The organism is Stenotrophomonas sp. YJH_SMC_48-3, assembly GCF_059369375.1.
In genome coordinates this window covers 15,271-34,736 of record NZ_JCAFSQ010000015.1, presented here as the reverse complement: position 1 = coordinate 34,736, position 19,466 = coordinate 15,271, and the positions used below count along the sequence as shown (strand labels likewise).

Below are 19,466 nucleotides of genomic sequence, written 5' to 3'. Positions count from 1 at the left end.
CGCGTAGTCCCCAGGGGTTGACGTGAGGGGGGAGACCTCTCTAGAATTTCCGGTTCTTTCCGTCCCATTCATACGAGAGGCCCCCAATGGCCACGAAGCGCACCTACCAGCCCAGCAACCTCAAGCGTAAGCGCGACCACGGCTTCCGTGCCCGTATGAAGACCGCTGACGGCCGCAAGATCCTGTCGCGTCGCCGCGCCAAGGGCCGCAAAGTCCTGAGCGCCTGATTGCCATGCCGCACATCGCGGCAGACGCAATCCCTTCGACAGTGAATACTGCAGACCCGCGCAAGCGATTCCCTCGCTCTGCGCGGGTTCGCACGCGTGCCGAATACTCAACGGTCTTCAACGGCGCCCGCCGTGTGTCCGATCCGCTGATGACCCTGCACTGGCTGCCGGCTGACCGGCCGGCCAGGCTGGGTCTGGCGGTTTCCCGCAAGGTCGATCCGAACGCCGTCGGGCGTAACCGGATCAAGCGCGTCCTGCGCGACATCCTGCGTCAGACACGTACCGACATCCAGCCAGGCGACTTTGTCGTCGTGGCTCGTAGTGCTGCGCGTTCCGCCAGCAACGACGAGATCCGCCAGGCCTTCCTGCGCCTGCTGCGTCGCCTGCGTGCATTGCCCACGCCGGGCGTGGACGGCACAATGCCGCCGCCTGATGGCATCGCAACTCCTTCTTTGACCGAGCCGGCATCGCGTCCCGGCCCCGCCGAGCCTGTCCGCTGATGAACCAGACCCGCGTATTCCTCATTTTTGCCTGGCTGATGGTGGCCGTGCTGCTGTGGATGGAGTGGAGCCGTGAAAAGGCTGCTCCGACCCCGGCACCAACCACCACGTCGGCCCCGGCCGCCGCACAGAGTGTTCCGGGCGCGAACCCCGGCGCCATCCCCAGCGCCCAGGTGCCGGGCGCCCCCGGCCAGGCCGCCGCACAGGCCCAGGCCAGCGCTACCCCGGCCAGCCAGCGCGTGACGGTCACCACCGACGTGCTGCGCCTGGTGCTCGACGGCGGCCGCGTGCTCGACGCCGAGCTGCTGCAGTTCCCGCAGACCAAGGACGAAGGCAGTCCGCCGGTCCGCCTGCTGACCGAAGACCCCGCCCACCCGTACAGCGCGATCAGTGGCTGGGCCAGCGAAGACAAGAACACCCCGGTTCCCGGCGCCGACGGCTTCAAGCTGGTGGGTGACACCACCGACTTCGTGCTGGCCAAGGGCCAGAACGAACTGCAGATCCCGTTCGTGTGGACCGCCGACAACGGCGTGACCATCAAGCGCACCCTGACCGTCTCGCGCAACGAGTACGCCGTGCGCTTCAAGGACGAAGTCAGCAACGCCGGCACCGCGCCGTGGAACGGCTACGTCTACCGCACCCTGGACCGCACCCCGACCATCCTGTCGCGGAGCATGACCAACCCGGATTCCTTCAGCTTCAACGGTGCCACCTGGTACGACAATGACAAGAAGTACCAGCGTCGTGCGTTCAAGGACTACCTGGAAGACGGCACGCTGAACCAGAACATCACCGGCGGCTGGCTGGCGATGCTGCAGCACCACTTCTTCACCGCCTGGATCCCGCAGAAGGACCAGACCGCACACTACGTGCTCTCGCAGGTGGCCGGTCGTGACCTGATCGAAGCGCGTGGCCCGGCCTTCACCGTGGCGCCGGGCCAGTCGACCAGCACCGAAGCCCGCCTGTGGGTCGGCCCGAAGCTGGTCAACCTGATCGCCAAGGAAGATGTGCCGGGCCTGGACCGCGTGGTCGACTACAGCCGCTTCTCGATGATGGCGGTGATCGGCCAGGGCCTGTTCTGGGTGCTCAACCAGGTGCACAAGCTGGTCGGCAACTGGGGCTGGGCGATCGTCGGGCTGGTGGTGCTGCTGAAGCTGGTGCTGTACCCGCTGTCGGCAACCCAGTACAAGAGCGGCGCCAAGATGCGTCGTTTCCAGCCGCGCATCGCGCAGCTGAAGGAACGCTATGGCGATGACCGCCAGAAGTTCCAGACCGCGATGATGGAGCTGTACAAGAAGGAAAAGATCAATCCGATGGGCGGCTGCCTGCCGATCCTCATCCAGATGCCGATCTTCTTCGCCCTGTACTGGGTGCTGGTGGAATCGGTCGAACTGCGCCAGGCGCCCTGGTTCGGCTGGATCCAGGACCTGACCGCACGCGACCCGTACTTCATCCTGCCGGTCATCAACGTGGCAGTGATGTGGTTCACCCAGAAGCTGACCCCGGCACCGGGCATGGACCCGATGCAGCAGAAGATGATGCAGTTCATGCCGCTGGTGTTCGGCGTCATGATGGCCTTCATGCCGTCCGGCCTGGTCCTGTACTGGGTGGTCAACGGCGGCCTGGGCCTGCTGCAGCAGTGGTGGATGACCAAGCGCCATGGCGGCGAGCCGGTCCCGGCCACCACCGCTCCGGCCCCGGTCAAGAAGAAGTAATCCCGACCGCAGGTCACCTGCTCTGTAGAGTCGACTGTTAGTCGACTGGCGGATGAGCAGTCGACCCACAGTCGACTCTACCGCCCCGATCGACGCGAAAAGCCCGCCGCAAGGCGGGCTTTTCGCATGCGGCGTTAGAATCGCCGGCACATCGTCCCTCCCGCCCTCGAGTCCGCCATGCCGCGTGCGTCGTCGTTCCGCCTGTTCCTGCCCTCGCTGTTGTTGACCCTGGTCGTTGCCGGTTGTGGCGACAAGGATGCGAAGGCGCCGGCGACCACCGTCACCCAGGCGAGCGCGCAGGCCGCGGCCGCCGCCGATCCCGCGGCCGCACCGATGCTGGTGGCCCTGCAGAAACAGCTCGACGGTTACCGCCGGATCATCGTGCTGCTGGCAGACGAGGAACAGCAGTCGGCCGCCGACCGCGGCACCTCCACGCGTGTGGGCCAGCAGCTGTTCCACGATGGCCTGGAACAGCGCACGGCGATCGCCGCGCAGTTCGACACCCTGCTGCGCGGCTCCAGCCCGCAGCGCTTCGCCACCCTCGGCACCGTGCTGGACTACATCGAGTCGGCGCCGGAACTGTTCGACGCCGACCGCCTGGCCTTCCGCGAAGTACTGCGTGATCTGCATGAGCGGGTCAGCACCGATTCCTCGCTGCCGGCGGTGAAGCTGCACCAGCGCATCGGCGAGGACCTGGAGGCGCTCGATGAGATCGAGCGCAACTACAACCAGGAACTGACCCGCATCTTCAGCCGCTTCGAGCGCACCCGCGCCATTGCGCTGAAGCGCGAGAAGTGGGAGGACTACATCGCCCACCTGCACAAGGACTACAGCCGCGAAGCGATCCTGCGCGACTACGGCGTGATCGAGCCATACCCGATGTCGATGAAGGACAGCGACCGCGAGATCTTCGGCCGCGACCTGCCGGCCAAGACCGTGGTGCTGACTTTCGACGACGGTCCGCACAAGGCCTATACCGATGAAGTGGTGGCCATCCTCAAGCGCTATGACGTGCCGGGTGTCTTCTTCGAAGTGGGCCGCAACCTGGGCAAGGTCGAGGCCGACGGCAAGGTCAGCCTCGGCCCGATGGCGAAGATCAGCCGCAACCTGATGGAAGAAGGCTATGCGGTCGGCAACCACAGCCTGACCCACGCCCAACTGTCGCGCACCACCGGTGACGCGCTGCGCCAGCAGGTGCTCGACACCGACACGCTGCTGAAGGATGTCGACAGCAAGCGCGCGCCGCTGTTCCGCTTCCCCTATGGCGCGCGCAACGCCGAAGGCCTGCAGCTGCTCAACGAGGCCGGACTGAAGTCGATCATGTGGAACATCGATTCGATGGACTGGGCCGACCCGGTGCCGGAATCGATCGTGCAGCGCGTGCTCGACCAGGTGAACAAGGAACAGCGCGGCATCATCCTGTTCCATGACATCCACGATCGTGCGGTAAAGGCGCTGCCGCAGATCCTCGACCGGCTGATCGCCGATGGCTACCAGTTCGCCGGCTGGAATGGCCGGGACTTCACGGTCGCCCGTGCGCGCAAGGGTGACGCCAGCGCCGCCACCGTCACCACCGGCTACGAGAAGTCGTGGGCGATCGTGGTCGGCATCGACAACTACGCCAAGTGGCCGAAGCTGGAATACGCCAGCCACGACGCGCAGGCGGTGGCCGATACCCTGACCGGGCAGTTCGGCTTCCCGTCCTCGCAGGTGATCGTGCTGAGGAACGAGCAGGCCACCCGAAACAACATCCTGGCCGCCTTCCACGACCGCCTGGCCGATGACCGCACTGGCAGGAACGACCGCGTGTTCGTGTTCTTCGCCGGCCACGGCGCGACCCGCCAGCTCGCCTCAGGGCGCGACCTCGGCTACATCATCCCGGTTGATTCGGACCCGAAGGAATTCGCTACCGATGCCATCGCGATGACCGATATCCAGAACATCGCCGAGAGCATGCAGGCCAAGCACGTGATGTTCGTGATGGATGCCTGCTACAGCGGCCTGGGCCTGACCCGTGGCGGCCCGTCGTCGTCGTCGTTCCTGCGCGAGAACGCGCGTCGCAGCGCGCGGCAGATGCTGACCGCCGGTGGCGCCGACCAGCAGGTGGCCGATGCCGGCCCCAACGGCCACTCGGTGTTCACCTGGGTGCTGCTGCAGGCGCTGGCCGGCAAGGGTGACCTCAACGGCGACGGCCTGATCACCGGTACCGAGCTGGCCGCCTACGTGGCGCCGGCCGTATCGGCGGTCTCGCACCAGACCCCGGCCTTCGGCAGCCTGCCCGGTTCGCAGGGCGGCGAGTTCGTGTTCCAGGTGCCGGACAGCCAGGAATTCCTCAATGCCGATACGCGCCAGCTGACCGCCGATGCAATCGCACTGAACAACAAGGTGGATGCCGCCAGCGAGGCCAAGGGCAGCCAGGCGCCGGTGACGGTGGCTGACCTGCAGGGCGGCAAGGCCAAGCTGGTAGTGCCCTCCGCCGGCCCGGCGTCCGACCGCCAGCGCGCGCAGCAGGCCAACGACCGTGGCCTGCAGCTGTACCGCGAGAAGCAGTACGACGAGGCAGTCGCGCAGTTCACCGAAGCACTGAAGCTGCGTCCGGACTTTGCCCAGGCCGCCAACAACCTCGGTTTCGTCTACTACCGCCAGCAGCGCTATGCCGAAGCGGCGCGCTGGCTGGAGAACACGCTGAAGATCGACCCATCGCGCGCCGTGGCCTATCTCAACCTGGGTGATGCCTACTTCAACGCCGGCGACAAGGCCAAGGCGAAGCAGGCCTACACCACCTACCTGGCGCTGCAGCCGCAGGGCAGCGGTGCCGCGCAGGCACGCACGCAGCTGGAGAAGCTCTGAGCCATGAACGACGCGATCCGCACCGACACCATTGTGGCCATCGCCAGTGCCCCCGGCGCGGGCGGTGTCGGCCTGGTGCGCCTGTCCGGTCCGCGCGCAGCGGCGATTGCCAATGCGCTGGGGGCGCCCGCGCTGCGGCCGCGCCACGCGCACTACGCGCGCCTGCGTGATGCCGACGGCGAGGTCATCGACGATGGCATCGTGCTGTGGTTCCCGGCACCGAACAGCTTCACCGGCGAAGAGGTGGTGGAACTGCAGGGCCATGGCAGCCCGGTGCTGCTGCAGCAGCTGGTCGCGCGCTGCATCGCGGTCGGTGCGCGCCAGGCGCGGCCGGGTGAGTTCAGCGAACGCGCGTTCCTCAACGGCAAGCTCGACCTGGCCCAGGCTGAGGCCATCGCTGACCTGATCGCCGCCGGCGACAACCGTGCCGCACGCGCTGCACGACGCTCGCTGGATGGCGTGTTCTCGCGCCGCATCGAGGCCGTGGTCGAGCAGCTGGTCATGCTGCGCATCCACGTGGAAGCGGCCATCGACTTCGCCGACGAACCGCTGGATACGCTCGGTGGCGCACAGGTGCGGCGCGGGCTGGAACAGGCGCGCAGCGACTTGGCCCTGCTGCGCCGCGATGCCGAACGCGGTCGCCGCCTGCGCGATGGCCTGCACGCGGTGCTGATCGGTCCGCCCAATGCCGGAAAGAGCTCATTGCTCAATGCGCTGGCCGGCAGTGAACGCGCCATCGTCACCGACATCGCCGGCACCACCCGCGACACGCTTCGCGAGACCATCCGCCTGGACGGGCTGGAACTGACCCTGGTCGATACCGCTGGCCTGCGCGACGGCGGCGACGCCATCGAACGCGAAGGCATGCGCCGCGCCCATGTGGAGATCGAGCGAACCGACCTGGCCCTGATCGTCTTGGACGCGCGCGATCCGGCGGCGGGTGAAGCGGCGCTGGGCGAGGCCGTGGCAGCGGTGCCACACAAGGTCTACATCCACAACAAGTCGGACCTGCTGGATGCGCTGCCGATGCTGGACGACCCGGACCGTGTGTTCGTCTCGGCTGCGACCGGTGCCGGCCTGGAGGATCTGCACGCGCGCCTGCGTTTGATCGCTTCGGCCGGGGCAGGCGAGCAGGTGGACGGTGAGTTCTCCGCGCGCACGCGGCATGTGGATGCAATCGAGCGTGCGCAGGAACACGCGCAGCGCGCCGATGGCGAGCTGGCCCACGAACACCTGGAACTGGCCGCCGAGGAACTACGGCTGGCACATGACGCGCTGGGCGAGATCACCGGGCAGATGAGCGCCGATGACCTGTTGGGACGGATCTTCTCCAGCTTCTGCATCGGGAAGTAACTGTAGAGCCGAGCCCATGCTCGGCTGTTCTTCCAATCAGCCGAGCATGGGCTCGGCTCTACAGGTGCGGGCTTCCCCCACCTGTCACATTGCCGCCGCATACTGGCGCCCATCACATACCGCTTGGGGAAGTCGCAGTGAAGTCGTGGGGTTGTGCGTTGCTGTTGTCGCTGGCCGTGGCACCATCGGTGGCCATGAGTGCTGAATCCTCCACCCCGGCCGCGCACAAGGTGTCGGTCTATGGCCATCGCGGGGCGAGCGCGTTGCTGCCCGAGCACACCCTGGCCGCCTATGCGCAGGCAATCGCCGATGGCGCCGACTACATCGAGCCGGACCTGGTGATGACCAGGGACGGAATGATGGTGGCCCGCCACGAGAACGAGATCAGCGGCACCACTGATGTGGCCTCGCATCCGGAGTTCGCCAGCCGCCGCACCAGCAAGGTCATCGACGGCCAGAAGGTCGATGGCTGGTTCACCGAAGACTTCACCCTGGCCGAGCTGAAGACCCTGTATGCGCGCGAGCGCCTGCCGGAGCTGCGCAGCACCGCCTACGACGGTCAGTTCCGCATCGCCAGCCTGGACGAGATCCTGGCCTTCCTGGTGCAGCAGGCCGGGCGTGCCAACCGTGGCATCGGCCTGGTGCCGGAGATCAAGCACCCGACCTACTTCCAGTCGATCGGCCTGCCGATGGAAGACAAGCTCCTGACCGCGCTGCGTGGCAATGCCTATACCAACGTCGGCCCGGTCACCATCCAGTCGTTCGAGACCGCCAACCTGCGCTACCTGCGCGGCAAGATCCCGCGCGGCAGCAACATCCGCCTGCTGCAACTGCTGTGGAAGGGCGGCACCCAGCCGGCCGACATCGCCAAGGCCGGTGGCACGCTGACCTACGCGCAGATGATGACCCCGGCCGGACTGAAGGACATCGCCAGCTACGCCGACGGCATCGGCCCGGAACTGCGCTCGATCATTCCGCTGGATGCCAAGGGCGCGCTGAGCACGCCGACCACGCTGGTACAGGACGCACATGCAGTGGGGCTGATGGTGATTCCGTACACCTTCCGTCCGGAGAACCACTTCCAGGCCAGCAACCTGCGCAAGGGCGCCGACACCGCGCGCAATCCCGAAGGTTCGATTGCCGAGATGCACGCCTATCTGGCGACCGGCATCGATGCGTTCTTCACCGATGATCCGGCGCTGGGCCGGCAGGCGGTGGATGGCATGGGTGCGGCCGGGAACTGACGCAGCAACGCGTCGCCGGGCATGGCCCGGCGCTACCCCGGACGCCCACACACGGTAGCGCCGGGCCATGCCCGGCGGCCCCCCGTTTCAACCGCGCGGTTCGTCCGGCCGGCGGAACGGAATCACCACGTAGTCCTGGCCCTCGCGCGGCTGCCACAGCACCGGTACGCGCTGTGGCGACGGCGGTTCCAGCTCGTCGTCGGCCAGCGGTTCTGCCTCGTCTTCTTCGTCTTCCCAGCTGTAGCGCGGGCGCGGCGGCAGCGGGTCGGCGTTGCGGAACAGCAGCGCGGCGATGATGCCGGCGAAGGCGCCGCCCATGTGCGACTGCCAGGACACGCCATCGGCGTGTGGCAGGATGGTCATCAGCATGCCGCCGTAGAACAGCATGCCGATCAGGCCGGTGGCGATGGCCGTGCGGTCGCGGCGCAGCAGGCCCAGGCTGGCCAGCAGGAACATCAGGCCGTGGGTCACGCCGCTGGCGCCCAGGTGCACGCTGCCCGGATTGCCCAGCATCCACGCGCCGATGCCCGAGCCCAGCCACAGCAGGGGCAGGGCGCGTACGGTTGCTTTCGGGTAGACACTTCCAGCCAGCGTGCCGAGGATCAGGATCGCGATGCTGTTGGCGGCGATATGCTCGACCGAGGCATGCAGCATCGGCCCACCGATCAGGCCAAGCAGGCCCTTGGCTTCCAGCGGTGCGACCGCCCACGGCCGCCAGTCGAAGGTGCCCTGCAGGGCGAACACGGCCACCAGCACCAGCACAGCGGCAAGGCTGAGATTGAACGCCCGCAGGATGCGCGAGCGGTCATCGCGAGGGGCCGGCACGTCGCCGGCGGGCAGGGGCGCGTTGTTGTCCATACCTCAGCAATGGCGGTGACTGGCGCGAAACCAAGGCCACCGCTGCGGGAGAGTGGGTGCGGCCGGCGGGACAATCCCGCCGGCCGGCCATGATCAGGCGTGGCCGGAGCCTTCCTTCGGCGGGTACTTCAGGCTCAGTACCACGGTGGCGGCGATGATGACCGCGACCACGCCCAGCGACACCGGGGTCGGGATCTTGAACAGGTCGATGATCATCATCTTGATGCCGATGAAGCCCAGCACCAGCGCCAGGCCATACGGCAGCAGGTGGAAGCGGTCGGCCATGCCGGCCAGCAGGAAGAACATCGCGCGCAGGCCCAGCACCGCGAACACGTTGGAGGTGAGCACGATGAACGGGTCGGTGGTGATCGCGAAGATCGCCGGGATGCTGTCCACCGCGAAGATCACGTCGGTGACCGCGATCAGGATCAGCACCGCGAACAGCGGGGTGAACCAGCGCACGCCGTCGCGCTTCACGCTCAGCGCGTTGCCGGCGTAGTCCGGCAGCAGGCGCAGGTGCTTGCGCATCCAGCGCAGGGCCGGGTTGGTCTCCAGGTCCGGCTCCTGGCCGGCGGCAAACCACATTTTCCAACCGGTGAAGAGCAGGAAAGCACCGAATACGTAGAGCAGCCAATGGAACTGGCTGATCAGCACGCTGCCGGCGAAGATCATGATCGTACGCAGCACGATCGCACCCAGAATGCCGATGATCAGCACCTTCTGGCGCTGCTCATCCGGCACCGCGAAGTAGCTCATGATCATCAGGAACACGAAGATGTTGTCGACAGCCAGCGCCTTCTCGACCAGGTAGCCGGTCAGGAATTCGAGGCCGACTTTGTTCGCTACCACCTGGCCGGCGGTCTCATTCAGGTAGTACCAGAGGCCGGCATTGAACAGCAGGGCCAGCGCGACCCAGCCGATGGACCACCACAGGGCCTCCTTGAAGGTGACCTTGTGCGGTCCACCATGGCGCATCAACACGAGGTCGACCAGCAGGGCGATGACCACCACCGCTGCGAAGCCGCCCCACAACCACACGTTACCGATCGTCTGCATTGGGAATGTCCGTTGGAAAGATGAATGCCAGGCCGGACGGCGAGGATCTGCAACGGAGGATCGGGAGGGGGATCCAGGGACAGAGCTTCGCCAGTACGGCGAAGGTCTCGCTCGCAGTTCCAGTCGGCTGGAACTGCCGTTGCACCGGAGCCTGCGGGCTCGAAATGACGGCGACAACGTCTGGGAGCTACTCCCCTTCTGCTGCCGATTCTGCGGCCTGGCCGGGCCGCCGTCAAATGCCGCGCCGGGCCCTGGATTTCCGGCCCCCGGTGCCCCCCGGCTACAATGACCGGATGAATACCCCCCTTCCGATTGTCCGCCTCAAGAATGCGTGGCGTTCCAGCCACCCGTGGATCTTCCAGAAACTGGTCGAGAAGCCGACCGTCCGGCCCAAGCCCGGTTCCATCGTCGACGTGGTCGGCATCGATGGCGAGTTCATTGGCCGCGGGTTCTACAACGGGCACTCGCGCATTGCCGTGCGCATCCTTGAGACCGACCAGAACGTGCCGGTCGATGCCGGCTGGTTCTCGCGCAAGATCGCCCAGGCGGTGTCGCTGCGCCGTGAGGTGCTGAAGCTCGACGCGGTCTCCGACGCCTGGCGCGTGGTGCACAGCGAAGGCGACGGCCTGTCCGGCCTGGTGGTGGATCGCTACGGCGACCTGGTGGTGGTCGAGTTCTTCGCCGCCGGCATGTTCCGCCACCGCGAATGGATCTACGACGCCCTGCGCGAGCAGTTCCCGGGCTGCCGTTTCCACAGCTTCGCCGACGAACACGTGCAGAAGCAGGAGAGCTTCGACTTCCACGGCAACACCACCACCGAAGCGGCGGTGATCACCGAGTACGGCATCAAGTTCCGCGCCGACCCGGCCGGTGCACACAAGACCGGCTTCTTCGCCGACCAGCGCGAGAACCGCGAGTGGCTGAGCCAGCAGGTGGAAGGCAAGAGCGTTCTGGACCTGTGCTGCAACACCGGTGGCTTCGCCGTGTACGCAGCAGCGCGTGGCGCCTCGGAAGTGGTCGGCATCGACATTGATGAGGACGTCATCCAGATCGCCAAGGGCAATTCGCGCCTGAACAACGTGCGCCCGAAGTTCATCCAGTCCGATATCTTCCCGTGGCTGCGCGACGCCGCCAACCGCGGTGAGCAGTATGACGTGGTGATCCTGGACCCGGCGAAGATGACCCGCGACCGCGACCAGGTCATCACCGCACTGAAGAAGTACCTGGACATGAACAAGCTGGCGCTTGGCGTGGTGAAGCCGGGCGGCCTGTTCGCCACGTTTTCCTGCACCGGCCTGGTGGCCGAGGACCAGTTCCTCGACATGCTGCGCCGCGCGGCCTATTTCTCCGGCCGCACGATCCAGATCCTGAAGGTCGCCGGCGCCGGCCCGGACCATCCGTTCATGGCCCACGTGCAGGAATCGCGTTACCTCAAGGCCGTGTTCTGCCGCGTGGTGGATTGACCGCGTGACTGCCGATCTCTGTAGAGCCGAGCCCACGCTCGGCTGATCTGTCTGGCAGCCGAGCCCATGCCCGGCGCTACAAAACGGCGGGCCGCAGCGCTATGGTCGGGCTCTTCCCAACACCGGTGAGAGCCCATGCCATCGTTGCGCCACCTGTCCTTCGTGCTTGCCGTGGCGCTGTGCGCGCCACTGTCCGCCCACGCCATCGAGTTCAGCACGCAGGAGCTGGCCCGCGCCAAGGCCCTGCAGCAGCGCCTGGTCACCCTCGACAGCCATCTGGATACGCCGGCCAATTTCGGCCGCACCGGCTTCGACATCGAACAGCGCCACGACCGCAACGCACTCTCGCAGGTGGACTACCCGCGCATGGTCGAAGGCGCGCTGGACGGCGGGTTCTGGGCGATCTACACCGACCAGGGCGACCGCAGCCCCGCCGCTCACCTGGCCGAACGTGACCACGGGTTGCAGCGGTTGCTGGAAATACGCGAGATGCTGGCCGCCAACCCCGAGCGGTTCGCGCTGGCACTGACCGCCGATGACGCGGCGCGGATCAAGGCGGCCGGCAAGCGTGTGGTCTACATCAGCATGGAAAACGCCAGCCCGCTGGTGGCCGATCCCAGCCTGCTCTCGTTCTACCACCGCGCCGGCCTGCGCCTGCTCAGCACCGTGCACTTTGCCAACAACGAGTTCGCCGATTCGGCCACCGATCCCAAGGGTGCGGAATGGAAAGGACTTAGCCCGGCCGGCAAGGAGCTGGTGCGGCAGGCGGTGAAGCTGGGCATCGTGATCGACCAGTCACATGCATCGGATGCGGTGTTCGACGATCTGCTGGCAATGATGCCGGTACCATTCGTGCTGTCGCACAGCTCGGCCAAGGCGGTCTACGACCACCCGCGCAATCTCGACGACGCGCGCCTGCGCAAGCTGGCCAAAGCCGGCGGCGTGATCCAGGTGAACGCCTATGGCGGCTACCTGATCGACACCGCGAAGACGCCCGAGCGCAAACAGGCCGAGGAAGCGCTGAGCAAGCAGCTGGGCGGCTGGGAAGGCATGGGCATCGAACAAGGCGTTGCCCTGCTGAAGGCCGAACAGGCACTGGACCACGAGCACCCGGTGCGGCACGCCAGCCTGGACGACTTCTTCGCCCACTTCGACCACATCCTCACGGTGGTCGGCCCTGAGCACGCGGGCATCGGCCTGGACTGGGATGGTGGTGGCGGACTGAGTGACCTGCCCGATGTCAGCCAGCTGCCGAAGATCACCGCGTGGCTGCTGCGCAAGGGCTATACCGAGAAGCAGATCGCCGGCATCTGGGGCGGCAACCTGCTGCGGGTGATGCGCCAGGCGCAGGACTACGCCGCAAAGCAGGGCGGTTGAAACGCCCTGCGGTGGTGCCGGCCAGCGGCCGGCACTACCGGTGATCGGTCTATTTCGCGATCAGCGCATGGCGTCGGCTGTACAGCAGGTACAGCACCAGGCCGGCCACGTTCCACAACAGGAAGTACAGCTGGGTGGTGTGCGGCAGGCTGATGAACAGGTAGATGCAACCCAGCGCGGCCAGCGGGCCAACCACGAAGGCCAGCGGCGTGCGGAACGTGCGCGCGCGGTCCGGCTCGCGCAGCCGCAGCACCACCAGGCAGATGCCTACCGCAGTGAACGCGGCCAGGGTACCGGCGTTGGCCAGTGCGGCAATCTCGTCCAGGCGCGCCACGCCGGCCAGCGCGGAAACCACGACCGCAGTGAACAGCGTGGTTGCCACCGGCGTGCCGGTACGTGCGTTCACCTTGGACAGGCGACGCGGCAGCAGGCCGTCGCGGCTCATCACGAAGAAGATGCGGCTCTGGCCGTACAGGAAGGCCAGCAGCACGGTCGGCAGGGCGATGATCGCGATCACGCCGATCACCATCGCCGCGGTCGGATGGCCCAGCTGGCGCATGATCAGCGCCAGCGGCTCGGCGCTGTGGCCGAACACCGCGTAGCTCATCGCACCCACGGCGGCCAGCGCCACCAGCACGTAGACGATGGTGCAGCCGATCATCGAACCGATGATGCCGATCGACAGGTCGCGGCCCGGGTTCTTGGTTTCCTCGGCGGCGGTGGAGATCGCATCGAAGCCGTAGAAGGCGAAGAAGATGATCGCCGCTGCCGCCATCACGCCGTGCTCGACGCCGTCGGGGCCCATCGACTTGGCGAAGCCGTACGGCATGAACGGCTGCAGGTTGGCGCTGTCGAACGCGGGCAGGGCCACGGCCACGAAGATGGCCAGCGCGATCAGCTTGAACACCACCAGGATGGCGTTGAGTGTGGCGCTTTCCTTGGTGCCGGCCATCAGCATGCCGGCCACCAGCCAGGTGATGATGATCGCCGGCAGGTTGATCATGCCGCCTTCCACGTGCGGGCCGGCCGCCAGCCAGGCCGGCAGGTGCACGTTCCAGCCGAACTGGGTGTGGACCCATTCGAGGAAGCCGACGAAGTAGCCGGACCAGCCCACCGCCACCGTACTCACCACCAGCGAGTACTCCAGGATCAGGCTCCAGCCCACCACCCAGGCGAACACCTCGCCCAGCGCACTGTAGCTGTAGGTGTAGGCACTGCCGGCGGCGGGCATCATCGTCGACAGCTCGGCGTAGGACAGCGCCGCGCAGGCACAGACCGCACCGGCGATGGCGAAGGAGATCAGCACGGCCGGGCCAGCCAGGTTGGCACCGACGCCGATCAGCGTGTAGATGCCGGTACCGACGATGGCGCCGATGCCCAGCGCGATCAGGTGCGGCCAGCTGAGCGTCGGGATCAGGCGCCTGCCGGCTTCGTGGACGGTGACGGAATCTAGGGACTTGCGCCGGAACAGGGACATGCAGGCCTCGGAAGGGGTGACTTAGAACGACAAGTTCCCGAGTGTGACCGAACGCAGCGCAGCATTACCACTGACGGGGGTCATGATTGCCGGCGCGCGCGCTGCACCGCGACCAGACTGCCGGAATCGGCATAAAGCAGGCCGGGTCGCCAGAGGCGGTGCCGGCGAACAGCAGGGCCAGGCCGAGCAGCGGCAGCCGCCCGTTCACCCGTTCAACCCGAGCCGGATGCCGAACCCCACCAGGAACAGGCCGGCCACGCGGCGCAGCGCATCGCTGATCCGCGGGTGCTGGATCAACCGGCGACGGGCCAGGTTGCCCACGCCGATCAGCATCGAGCAGTAGGCGATACTGACCACCAGGATGATGCCGGCCAGCGCGGCGAAGGTGGCGATGCCCTGGTGTGCCTTCGGATCGATGAACAACGGCAGGAAGGCCATGTAGAACAGGATCGCCTTCGGATTGAGCAGGCTGACCAGGATCGCCTGCTGGAAATAGCGGCCGGGCTGCATGCGGATCGGGCCAGCGTCGCCACCCTCGTGCTTGGGCGTGCGCAGCAGGCTGATGCCCACCCACACCAGGTAGGCCGCACCCAGGTACTGCACGGCGTGGAACACCAGCGGGTTGGCCTTGAGCAGTGCGGCCACGCCGGCCAGCGCCAGCCACATCAGGATCTGGTCGCCGACCAGCAGGCCGGCCAATGCAGTGTAGCCGCCACGCACGCCGCCACGGCCGGTGGCGGTCAGCAGGGTGAAGGTGCCGGGGCCGGGCAGGGCGAGAAACACCAGCACGGCGACCAGAAACGTCCACAGGTCCTGGATGCCCATCCACGGCATGGCGGTGTTCTCTCTTACGCGGGGCCGCCATTGTCGGCCAGCACCACGGCGGAGGACAGGGGGCCGGTGGGGCCAACCGGCATGCCAGACAGCAGCGGTTGCAGGTGCTGGCGCAGCTGCGCGTGCAGCTGCCGCACCGCGGGTGAGAACTGCTTGCGGTGCGGGCACACGAGATGCAGTGGAATGTGGCTGCCGACGCCGTCGAGCAGCAGCTGCAGGCGCCCGGCCAGCACGTCTTCGCGCAGGTCCAGCCAGGATTTGTAGGTGATGCCTTCGCCGGCCACGGCCCAGCGCCGCACCACATCGGCGTCATCGCAGACCAGCGGGCCGCGCACCGGTATCACCGCCCGGCGGCCGTCGACGTCGAATGACCAGCGATCGTAGGCACGACCGCTGAGCTGGTAGACCAGGCAATCGTGCTCACGCAGATCTTCCAGGCGCGTGGGCGTGCCACGCCGCTGCAGGTAATCGGGCGAGGCCGCCAGTACGCGCCGATTGCCTTCCAGCAGGGGCAGGGCGACGTAGTTGGCGTCGTCGAAGTGGCCGATGCGGATGGCCACGTCGACCGGGTCGCGGAACACATCGGCCACTTCATCGGACAGGCGCAGGTGCAGGCGCAGCCGGGGATGGGACGCGCGGAACGCGCTCAGCCAGGGCAGCAGCAGGTTGCGGCCCAAGTCCGACGGCGCCGACAGCTGCAGGGTGCCGTGCAGTTCGGCGTCCTCGGCCTGCACGCGCGCCTGGCCCTCGCGCAGGGTGGCCAGCACGTCCTGTGCGTAGGGCAGGTACAGCGCGCCCTCGCCGGTCAGGCGCAGGCTGCGGGTGGTGCGCACGAACAGGCGCAGGTCCAGCTCGCGTTCCAGCCGCGCCACTGCCGCGGCGACCTGCCCCGGCAGCAGGTCGGCCTCGCGGGCCGCTTGCGAAAAGCTGCCCAGCGCAGCAGTGCGGACGAACAGCTGCAGATCGTCGAAGCGGATCATCTTCATCGCCAGAGTGAAAGTGCTGCCCGATTCTCCGCCTTTCTGCGAGACCGCGTGCGGCGCAACCTGTCGCCTCCTCCCCCACTGGACCGCTGCCATGCGCGCCATTGCCTACACCCAAGCCGGCCTGCCGATCGATGATCCCCAGGCCCTGATCGACCTCGAACTGGAGTTGCCGCAGCCCGGCCCGCGCGACCTGCGCGTGGCGGTGCGCGCGGTGGCGGTGAACCCCGTCGACACCAAGGTCCGCCGAGGCGTGGCCACCGACGGCCCGCGCGTGCTGGGCTGGGATGCGGTCGGCATCGTCGATGCGGTGGGCAGCGAGGTGACCCTGTTCCAGCCCGGCGATGCGGTCTACTACGCTGGCGTCATTGATCGCCCGGGCAGCAATGCCCAGTACCAGTTGGTGGACGAACGCAGCGTCGGCCGCAAGCCGGCCAGCCTCGATGACGCCGCTGCCGCCGCACTGCCGCTGACCGCGATCACCGCCTGGGAGCTGCTGTTCGACCGCCTGCGCATTCCCGAGGACGGGGGCGAAGGCCAGACCCTGCTGGTGATCGGCGCTGCCGGTGGTGTCGGCTCGATCCTGGTGCAGTTGGCGCGGAAGCTCACCAGGCTGACCGTGATCGGCACCGCCTCGCGCCCGGAGACCCAGGACTGGGTGTATGCGATGGGCGCCCACCATGTGATCGACCACCGCCTGCCACTGGCCGAGGGCCTGGCGCGGCTGGGCATCGGCGAGGTGCAGCACGTGGCCAGCCTGACCCATTCCGACCAGCACTACGCGCAGATCGTGGAGCTGCTGGCGCCGCAAGGGCAGTTCGGCCTGATCGATGACCCGGGCCAGGTGGATGTGATGGCGCTCAAGCGCAAGGCGTTGTCACTGCACTGGGAATCGATGTTCACCCGCCCGCTGTACCGGACGGCGGACATGCAGCGCCAGCACGACCTGTTGAACCGGGTGGCCGAGCTGGTCGACACCGGCGTGCTGCGGACCACCCTGGGCGAGCATTTCGGACGCATCGACGCAGCCAACCTGCGCCGTGCCCATGCGCTGCTGGAGAGCCATCGCGCCAAGGGAAAGATCGTGCTGGAAGGCTGGTAAGGCTCCTGTAGAGCCGAGCCCACGCTCGGCTGCCGTTCGCGCGTGGGCGTCAGCCGAGCATAGGCTCGGCTCTACGGAGCTTCATCCACGCATGGCGTGGATCAGCCGTGTCGACCAGGGGCGACACCTACCAACAGCTGCGGGAGCCACCGCTCACGCCACGCCGTTGTCGACGTGTTCGGCGAAACCGGGCTGCTCTCGCAGGCGCTCGAACCATGCGACGAGGTGGGGCAGCGCGGGCTTGCTGCCCGGCGTGCTGCGCCAGCGTTGGGTCGACAGCCCCAGCACGATATCTGCAAGGGTGAAGGTGCTGCCCGCCACATAGGCATCGGTGGCGGCCAGCTGGGCTTCAAGCACACCCATCAGCCGGTTCCACTGCGCCAGGCTGGCCTCGGCGCGGGCATCGTCCGGATAGTCCGGATGCTGGCGCACGCGCGCCATGAACACGTGGCGCCAGGCACTGTTGAGATCGCTGGCCTGCCAGTCCATCCACTGCTCCACCCGCGCACGGGCCTGCGCCGCACGTGGCAGCAGATCCTCGCGTCCGGCGCGCGCGGCAAGGTAGCGGCAGATGCTGTTGGATTCCCACAGTACGAAGTCGCCATCGCGCAGCACCGGCACCTGCCGGTTGGGGTTCAGCGTGGCCAGCAGGTCCGGCGGGGGGGCCGGTTCGTGGTGCAGGGGCAAGTCCAGACCGGCGCACAGCCATAGCACCTTGCGCACATTGATGGAGGTGGGCTTTCCGTACAGAGCGAGCATGGTCCTGACGCAGCAGCTGAGACTCGGCCAGCCTACACTTGCCCCATGCAAACCGAATACCTGCTCATTGCCGGCCTTCTATTGGCCGTGCTCATCCTGCAACTGGTCGCCCTGCTGCGCCGTCCGCCGCATGACCGCCTGGAACAGGCCGTGCGCGAGGAGGCCCGCGCCGGGCGCAGCGAACTGCGCGAACAGCTCGATGGCTTCGCCCGCGCGCTGACCGATCTGTCCACCCGCACCGACCAGCGCCTGGACCTGCTGCGCGAAGCGCTGGGCGAAGATGCCCGCAAAGCCCGCGCTGAAGTGGCCGACAGCCAGCAGCGCGGCGCAGCGTTGATGGGGCAGCGGCTGCAGGAACTGCGCGGCCAGCTGGAGACCTTCGGCCAGCAGCAGGAGGCACGCATCCATGCGTTTGGCCAGCAGCTGCAGGAGCTCACTGCGCGCACCGATACCCAGCTCGGGGCACTGCGCCAGACCCTGGTGGACGATGCACGCAAGGGCCGCGAGGAGGGCGCGCAGTCGCAGCAGCGCCTGACCGACAGTCTGGGCCTGCGCCTGCAGGAACTGACCCAGCGCAACGAGCAGCGCATCGCCGAGATGCGTGCCACGCTGGAGGAACAGCTGCGCGCGCTGCAGAACGACAACGCCCAGAAGCTGGAGCAGATGCGCCACACCGTGGACGAGAAGCTGCAGTCGACGCTGGAAACGCGGCTGGGCAACTCCTTCAAGCTGGTCTCCGAGCGCCTGGAACAGGTGCAGCGTGGCCTCGGCGAGATGCAGCAGCTGGCCACCGGCGTGGGCGACCTCAAGCGCGTGCTGACCAACGTCAAGAACCGCGGCAGCTGGGGCGAAGTGCAGCTGGAGAACATCCTCGAGCAGACACTCACCCAGGAGCAGTACGCGCGTGCGGTGAGGGTGCGCCCGGATAGTGGCGAGATGGTCGATATCGCCGTGCGCCTGCCGGGCCGCAGCAGCGACGACACGCCGGTGTGGCTGCCGATCGACTCCAAGTTCCCGCGCGAGGATTACGAGCGCCTGCTGGACGCACAGGAACAGGGCGATGCCGAGGGCGTGCGCCTGCAGGGCATCCAGCTGGAGCGCGCGGTGCGTGTGCAGGCCAAGTCGATCTGCGACAAGTACATCGTGCCACCGCACACCACGGACTTCGCGGTGATGTTCCTGCCCACCGAAGGCCTGTATGCCGAGGTGATCCGGCGCCCGGGCCTGGTCGACCTGCTGCAGCGCGAGCACCGTGTGGTGGTGGCCGGACCGACCACGGTCACCGCGTTGCTCAACAGCCTGCAGATGGGCTTCCGCACCCTGGCCATTGAAAAGCGATCCAGCGAAGTGTGGGGCCTGCTGGGTGCGGTCAAGAGCGAGTTCGGGAAGTTCGCCGGCATCCTGGAAAAGGCCGAGAAGCAGATCACTACCGTTGGCCGCAGCATCGGGGAGGCCAGCCGCAAGACCCGTACCATCGAACGCCGCCTGCGTGGCGTGGAGTCGCTGGCGTCCGAACAGGCGCAGTCGCTGCTCGGCGACCTGGCCGAGGGTGATGCGGTGGCCGAGGAGGAAGGCAGTGACGGCGAGGGCGACGAGGCCTGAGCCACACTGACACGCCGCCTGCATCGCCGATGGGTATGCTGGCGGCCTGTCCGCTTCGACCAGGTA

The 19,466-nt window shown here is 67.3% G+C and carries 16 protein-coding genes; 10 read left to right on the top strand and 6 right to left on the bottom strand.

Annotated features, from left to right (window positions below; translation table 11 throughout):
* Nucleotides 1-86: 86 nt before the first annotated feature.
* From rpmH to AC5P65_RS19130, 6 genes are all read left to right on the top strand, one after another.
* Nucleotides 87-227, top strand: a complete 141-nt coding sequence (rpmH, locus tag AC5P65_RS19155) for a 50S ribosomal protein L34 (protein ID WP_005411729.1) — start codon at nt 87-89, stop codon at nt 225-227.
* Between the two features lie 5 nt (nt 228-232).
* Nucleotides 233-727, top strand: a complete 495-nt coding sequence (rnpA, locus tag AC5P65_RS19150; protein WP_021203275.1) for a ribonuclease P protein component — start codon at nt 233-235, stop codon at nt 725-727.
* The gene (gene yidC / locus AC5P65_RS19145) at nt 727-2,442 is read left to right on the top strand and encodes a membrane protein insertase YidC (protein WP_021203276.1); all 1,716 of its coding nucleotides are present in this window, start codon (nt 727-729) and stop codon (nt 2,440-2,442) included. The genes rnpA and yidC overlap by 1 nt, the downstream gene beginning before the upstream one ends.
* Nucleotides 2,443-2,619: 177 nt before the next feature.
* On the top strand, nt 2,620-5,292 hold the full coding sequence (locus AC5P65_RS19140; RefSeq protein ID WP_180832943.1) for a polysaccharide deacetylase family protein: 2,673 nt from the start codon (nt 2,620-2,622) through the stop codon (nt 5,290-5,292).
* 3 nt (nt 5,293-5,295) lie between these two features.
* The gene (gene mnmE, locus AC5P65_RS19135) at nt 5,296-6,645 is read left to right on the top strand and encodes a tRNA uridine-5-carboxymethylaminomethyl(34) synthesis GTPase MnmE (RefSeq protein ID WP_180832942.1); all 1,350 of its coding nucleotides are present in this window, start codon (nt 5,296-5,298) and stop codon (nt 6,643-6,645) included.
* Between the two features lie 137 nt (nt 6,646-6,782).
* Entirely contained in the window at nt 6,783-7,889 is a 1,107-nt protein-coding gene (locus AC5P65_RS19130) for a glycerophosphodiester phosphodiesterase (protein WP_111099191.1), read from the top strand.
* Between the two features lie 87 nt (nt 7,890-7,976).
* Here the strand turns inward: AC5P65_RS19130 and AC5P65_RS19125 are convergent, their stop codons facing one another.
* Nucleotides 7,977-8,747, bottom strand: a complete 771-nt coding sequence (locus tag AC5P65_RS19125; RefSeq protein ID WP_021203280.1) for a rhomboid family intramembrane serine protease — start codon at nt 8,745-8,747, stop codon at nt 7,977-7,979.
* Between the two features lie 93 nt (nt 8,748-8,840).
* Entirely contained in the window at nt 8,841-9,803 is a 963-nt protein-coding gene (locus AC5P65_RS19120) for a TerC family protein (RefSeq protein ID WP_019658790.1), read from the bottom strand.
* Between the two features lie 293 nt (nt 9,804-10,096).
* On the opposite strand from AC5P65_RS19120, the gene AC5P65_RS19115 reads away from it, so the two are divergent.
* Both AC5P65_RS19115 and AC5P65_RS19110 read left to right on the top strand, forming a co-directional pair.
* Nucleotides 10,097-11,266, top strand: a complete 1,170-nt coding sequence (locus AC5P65_RS19115) for a class I SAM-dependent rRNA methyltransferase (RefSeq protein ID WP_019658789.1) — start codon at nt 10,097-10,099, stop codon at nt 11,264-11,266.
* A gap of 135 nt (nt 11,267-11,401) precedes the next feature.
* Nucleotides 11,402-12,643, top strand: a complete 1,242-nt coding sequence (locus AC5P65_RS19110; protein ID WP_019658788.1) for a dipeptidase — start codon at nt 11,402-11,404, stop codon at nt 12,641-12,643.
* 49 nt (nt 12,644-12,692) lie between these two features.
* On the opposite strand, the gene AC5P65_RS19105 is transcribed toward AC5P65_RS19110, so the two are convergent.
* From AC5P65_RS19105 to AC5P65_RS19095, 3 genes are all read right to left on the bottom strand, one after another.
* The gene (locus AC5P65_RS19105) at nt 12,693-14,120 is read right to left on the bottom strand and encodes an amino acid permease (RefSeq protein WP_019658787.1); all 1,428 of its coding nucleotides are present in this window, start codon (nt 14,118-14,120) and stop codon (nt 12,693-12,695) included.
* Between the two features lie 204 nt (nt 14,121-14,324).
* On the bottom strand, nt 14,325-14,954 hold the full coding sequence (gene leuE / locus AC5P65_RS19100) for a leucine efflux protein LeuE (RefSeq protein WP_005411716.1): 630 nt from the start codon (nt 14,952-14,954) through the stop codon (nt 14,325-14,327).
* 14 nt (nt 14,955-14,968) lie between these two features.
* Nucleotides 14,969-15,940, bottom strand: coding sequence for a LysR family transcriptional regulator (locus tag AC5P65_RS19095; protein WP_111099192.1), 972 nt, complete (start codon nt 15,938-15,940; stop codon nt 14,969-14,971).
* A 91-nt stretch (nt 15,941-16,031) separates the two neighbouring features.
* Here AC5P65_RS19095 and AC5P65_RS19090 point away from each other — a divergent pair, with 91 nt between their 5' ends.
* Entirely contained in the window at nt 16,032-17,039 is a 1,008-nt protein-coding gene (locus AC5P65_RS19090; RefSeq protein WP_111099193.1) for a zinc-binding alcohol dehydrogenase family protein, read from the top strand.
* A 153-nt stretch (nt 17,040-17,192) separates the two neighbouring features.
* On the opposite strand, the gene AC5P65_RS19085 is transcribed toward AC5P65_RS19090, so the two are convergent.
* Nucleotides 17,193-17,798 (bottom strand): glutathione S-transferase family protein, encoded by a 606-nt coding sequence (locus tag AC5P65_RS19085; RefSeq protein WP_111099194.1) that lies wholly within the window; start codon nt 17,796-17,798, stop codon nt 17,193-17,195.
* Between the two features lie 45 nt (nt 17,799-17,843).
* Here AC5P65_RS19085 and AC5P65_RS19080 point away from each other — a divergent pair, with 45 nt between their 5' ends.
* On the top strand, nt 17,844-19,400 hold the full coding sequence (locus tag AC5P65_RS19080) for a DNA recombination protein RmuC (RefSeq protein ID WP_019658781.1): 1,557 nt from the start codon (nt 17,844-17,846) through the stop codon (nt 19,398-19,400).
* Nucleotides 19,401-19,466 lie beyond the last annotated feature (66 nt).

Coding starts and splice junctions, on each gene's coding strand:
- AC5P65_RS19105 (WP_019658787.1), bottom strand. CDS start 14,120: ATGTCCCTGTTCCGGCGCAAGTCCCTAGATTCCGTCACCGTCCACGAA.
- AC5P65_RS19115 (WP_019658789.1), top strand. CDS start 10,097: ATGAATACCCCCCTTCCGATTGTCCGCCTCAAGAATGCGTGGCGTTCC.
- AC5P65_RS19120 (WP_019658790.1), bottom strand. CDS start 9,803: ATGCAGACGATCGGTAACGTGTGGTTGTGGGGCGGCTTCGCAGCGGTG.
- mnmE (WP_180832942.1), top strand. CDS start 5,296: ATGAACGACGCGATCCGCACCGACACCATTGTGGCCATCGCCAGTGCC.
- rnpA (WP_021203275.1), top strand. CDS start 233: ATGCCGCACATCGCGGCAGACGCAATCCCTTCGACAGTGAATACTGCA.
- AC5P65_RS19090 (WP_111099193.1), top strand. CDS start 16,032: ATGCGCGCCATTGCCTACACCCAAGCCGGCCTGCCGATCGATGATCCC.
- AC5P65_RS19080 (WP_019658781.1), top strand. CDS start 17,844: ATGCAAACCGAATACCTGCTCATTGCCGGCCTTCTATTGGCCGTGCTC.
- AC5P65_RS19095 (WP_111099192.1), bottom strand. CDS start 15,940: ATGAAGATGATCCGCTTCGACGATCTGCAGCTGTTCGTCCGCACTGCT.
- AC5P65_RS19140 (WP_180832943.1), top strand. CDS start 2,620: ATGCCGCGTGCGTCGTCGTTCCGCCTGTTCCTGCCCTCGCTGTTGTTG.
- leuE (WP_005411716.1), bottom strand. CDS start 14,954: ATGCCGTGGATGGGCATCCAGGACCTGTGGACGTTTCTGGTCGCCGTG.
- yidC (WP_021203276.1), top strand. CDS start 727: ATGAACCAGACCCGCGTATTCCTCATTTTTGCCTGGCTGATGGTGGCC.
- AC5P65_RS19125 (WP_021203280.1), bottom strand. CDS start 8,747: ATGGACAACAACGCGCCCCTGCCCGCCGGCGACGTGCCGGCCCCTCGC.
- AC5P65_RS19110 (WP_019658788.1), top strand. CDS start 11,402: ATGCCATCGTTGCGCCACCTGTCCTTCGTGCTTGCCGTGGCGCTGTGC.
- AC5P65_RS19085 (WP_111099194.1), bottom strand. CDS start 17,798: ATGCTCGCTCTGTACGGAAAGCCCACCTCCATCAATGTGCGCAAGGTG.
- rpmH (WP_005411729.1), top strand. CDS start 87: ATGGCCACGAAGCGCACCTACCAGCCCAGCAACCTCAAGCGTAAGCGC.